We start from the raw sequence: 3,288 nt of genomic DNA, 5'->3' as shown, positions 1-3,288 counted from the left end.
GGGCGGGGGAAAGGGGTGGGGTGGGGGAGGCGGGTGGGCTACCGTGGGGGTATGCAGAGCAGGCGATTCGTCACCGCCGCGGCCGCGCGAGCTTTCCGCTCGCCGGTTGCCGCCGCCTGACTGCTCACCCCATCGCCGGCGACCGGAAACGGTCCGCCGGCGTCGTCGTGTGTCACGCCACCCTTCGGCGGGCCGCCCGGTCGCCCTACCGGAAGGCGTCCGCCATGACACCCGACCAGATCATCCGTACGTTCGTGGAGCACTACCACCGGCACGGCCACCGGGACGCGCNATGCACCCGCTCACGCCGTACCTGCTGGGGCGGCCGCACCCGGGCGGACGCCGCCTGGTCGACGTGCAGCGGTGCCTGCGCACCACCGACCTGGACGAGGTCGGCGACCGTACCCACCTGACCGTGTTCCAGATGCTCGGCTCCTGGTCGCTCGGCGACTACGACATCGCGACCAGCCTGCGCTGGGGCTTCGACCTGCTCACCGACGGGTACGGCATCGCGCCGGGGAGGCTGCACGCGACGGTCTTCGGCGGCGACGACCGGCTCGGACCGGACGAGACGGCGCGGGACACCTGGACGGCGCTCGGCGTGCCGGTGGAGGCGCTGGGCGACGACAACTGGTGGTCCAACGGCCCGACCGGCCCCTGTGGACCGGACTCGGAGATCTTCGTGTGGACCGGCGACGGGCCGCCGGCGAGCACGCCGAGCGTCGACGAGCGGTGGGTGGAGGTGTGGAACCACGTGCAGATGCGCTACCACCGTCACCCCGACGGCCGGCTCACACCGCTGCCGCGCTCCAGCATCGACACCGGCATGGGCCTGGAACGGCTGGAGATGGTGCTGCGTGGCGACCGGTCGGTGTTCACCGGCGACGGGCTCAGCCTGTGGGTGGGCGCGGTCCGCGACCGGTGGGGCCTGCGCGGCGCGGACCTGCGCGTGGTCGCGGACCACCTGCGCTCCGCGGTGGTCGTGCTCGGCGACGGGGTACGCCCCGGCAACACCGGCCGAGGGTACGTGCTGCGTCGGCTGCTGCGCCGCGCGCTGACCGTGCTGTGGCGCGACGACCCGGCGCCGAGCCTGGGCGAGCTGCCGACGACCCTGTACGCGGACACGCTGCGCCGGTTCCGCCAGCCGGTCGACCCGGGTGCGCTGCCCGGGTTGCTGGGCGATGAGGAACGCCGCTTCCGGGGGCTGCTGCGGCGCGGCCGGCCGCTGGTCGAGCGGGTTCGCGCGCGGGGTCCGCTGACCGAACGTGACTACCACTGGCTGCACGACACCCACGGGTTGCCGCGCGACCTGGTCGACGGGCTGCTCGCCGAGGCGGGCTGAGCGGTGGCCGCCCGGCCCGGCCGGTGCCAGACTCGGGTGAGCAGTCGCCGCGAGGGAAGAGGGCCGATGACCGGGTACGACGTGCGGCCGGACGAGGAGACGGTGGCGCTGCTCGGCGCCGAGGTGCGTATCGCCGACGCGGCCGGGCTGCTCGCCGCCGCCCAGGACGGGCCGGTGGACCTGCTGGCCGTCACCGACGTTCCCGCGCCGGTGCGGGAGGTCCGCTGCATCGTGCGCGCCCACACCGTCGACGGGCTGCCGGTGCACCGCTTCGAGGCGTACCTGCGGGTGGAGACCGCGCCGGCCGGCCTGCTCGCCCTCGGGCTGGTCGGGCCGGTCGGTGTGCTGCTCGCCGAACGCCTCGCCGCCCGCGGCGGGGACGGCCCGGCGGCGGCGGTGGGCCGGGCGGCGGCCGAGGGGGTCCGCCGGCTCGGGCTGCGCCCGGCCGGCACCGCGCTGGCCGCCCCGCCGCCCGACCCGGCCGGCCGCGCGGTGCTGCGCGCCGCCGAGACCGCCGGCGTGCGCCCCCACGTCGAGCAGGACGACGGCACGGTACGCATCCGCGTCGACGTGCCCAGCGCCGAGGTGGGACCGGCGCACCTGAACGCGGTGCTCGGCGTGCTGCTCCAGGCCGTCCGCGAGCTGGCCGGCGACAGCGGGGAGCCGACCGTGCTGCGCGGGCGGACGTACCGGGTCGGTGGCCCGGCCCGGCCGGATGCCGCGCGCCCGGCGGGGCGGCGACCGGTCGCGGTGGCCGGGCCGCGCAGCGCGACGGTGACCCTCGACCAGGTCGGCGGCCTGGCCGACGTGGTCGCCAGGTTCCGCGAGGTGGCGGTGTCGTTCCGGCACCCGGCGGCGATGGCCCGCTGGGGCGCGCGCCGGCCGCAGGGCATCCTGATGTACGGCCCGCCGGGCACCGGCAAGACCATGCTGGCCCGGGCGCTGGCGAACGAGATCGGCGCGGACTTCGTGGAGATCCGCACCCCGGAGATCCTGGACAAGTTCCTCGGCGGTTCCGAGCGCAACATCAAGCGCATCTTCCGCGACGCGCGCCGCTACCGCCGGCCCACCGTGATGCTCTTCGACGAGTTCGACTCGATCATCAGCTACGCCGGTGCGGGCGGGGACGCGGCCAGCCAGGCGGTCAACGCGGTCGCCGGCATCTTCAAGCAGGAGATGAACACGCTGTTCGAGGAGAACCCGGACGTCATCGTGGTGGCGACCACCAACTTCCCGCAGCGCGTCGACGCCTCGCTGNCCGCACGGAGATCCTTACCAAGATGGTCCGGGAATTGGTCGACCGGCACGCGCGGCCCGGGTTCCGGATGTTCGCCGACGACGTGGACCCGGCCGCCCTCGCCGCCGACACGGCCGGGCTCACCGGCGCGGACCTGCGCGAGGTGCTGCGCCGGGTGCAACTCGCCAAGGCGCTGCGGGAGGCCACGGAGGGTGCGCCGCCGGCCCCGATCAGCCAGGATGACCTGCGGGAGGCCGTCGCCGGGTTGCGCCGCGGCTGAGGTCGACCCGATTCCGACCGGGACCACCGCCGCCGCGGCGGGGCCCGGTGGTGTCCGGGTCCCGCCGCGGTGGTCGTGATGGTCAGACGCCGTAGATGAACTGGGTGTCGACGGGGCCGCCATTGTTGGTGTTGCGGAGGTAGACGGTGTTGTTGCTGGGTCGGCGGACGCCGGGGGTGGTGCTGCTGTTCTTGATCCAGCGACCGGGGACGGCGATGTCGCCGGAGGGGCCGTGGCCGAAGATGAAGTCGTAGTCGGTGGTGTTGGTGGTGCTGGTGGTGCCGTTGGTGAGGTACCAGGTGGAGGTGCTGGGTCGGAAGACGCCGACGGAGTCGTAGCCGTTGTTGTCCCAGTCGCCGGCGACGGGTTGGTCGCCGGAGGGGCCGTGGCCGAATTTGAATTCGTAGTTGACGGTGGTGGTGCCATTGG

The 3,288-nt window shown here is 74.5% G+C and carries 2 protein-coding genes and 1 pseudogene; 2 read left to right on the top strand and 1 reads right to left on the bottom strand.

Annotated elements, in window-relative coordinates; translation table 11 throughout:
- Positions 1-292 precede the first annotated feature (292 nt).
- Both B1205_RS26870 and B1205_RS33195 read left to right on the top strand, forming a co-directional pair.
- Positions 293-1,342, top strand: a complete 1,050-nt coding sequence (locus B1205_RS26870) for an alanine--tRNA ligase-related protein (RefSeq protein ID WP_140158151.1) — start codon at positions 293-295, stop codon at positions 1,340-1,342.
- Positions 1,343-1,408: 66 nt separating this feature from the next.
- Positions 1,409-2,938 carry an AAA family ATPase gene (locus tag B1205_RS33195; protein WP_369597315.1) on the top strand — a complete coding sequence of 510 codons (1,530 nt, stop codon included), beginning with the start codon at positions 1,409-1,411 and terminating at the stop codon, positions 2,936-2,938.
- A gap of 3 nt (positions 2,939-2,941) precedes the next feature.
- Here B1205_RS33195 and B1205_RS30115 read toward each other — a convergent pair.
- Positions 2,942-3,288 (bottom strand): annotated as a pseudogene (locus B1205_RS30115) (hypothetical protein); the annotation flags it as partial.

The sequence above is a fragment of the Micromonospora sp. NBS 11-29 genome (assembly GCF_002140155.1).
Lineage (GTDB): Bacteria > Actinomycetota > Actinomycetes > Mycobacteriales > Micromonosporaceae > Micromonospora.
Note: the sequence above shows the minus strand (reverse complement) of the source record. Positions and strands in the feature narration are given on the sequence as shown.